A 280-nucleotide genomic window follows, 5' to 3' on the forward strand; every position below is an offset into this window, starting at 1 on the left:
TTTTGACCCTTCAGCCCCGCGGTGACCGCGTCCGACATTAAAAAGAGTCTTAACGCCAGGTCGCTCTCTTTTTCACGCAGCGCAATCGCCAGGCGCAGACTGTTGAAAAGGGATTCGCTGCCGTAAGCCGCACCGTTGGCGACGATCACAATCTTTTGAATGTTGACTCCTGTTCTTATAAAGGCACGAATATTGCTTAGCTTTTCCAAGTTTCGCTGTTCTGGAGAGTAAGCATGACATTAATGGCTGGCATTTCGCCAGGCGCTGGCGAATGGCTCGA

General features: G+C 51.1%; 1 protein-coding gene. It reads right to left on the minus strand.

Annotated elements, in window-relative coordinates; genetic code table 11:
- The coding region (locus tag MN204_RS20500; protein WP_249872906.1) for a DsrE family protein at positions 1–161 on the minus strand (161 nt) is incomplete at its 3' end.
- Between the last annotated feature and the right edge of the window lie 119 nt (positions 162–280).

It is taken from the genome of Oceanobacillus saliphilus, assembly GCF_023522835.1.
Classification (GTDB): domain Bacteria; phylum Bacillota; class Bacilli; order Bacillales; family Amphibacillaceae; genus Oceanobacillus; species Oceanobacillus saliphilus.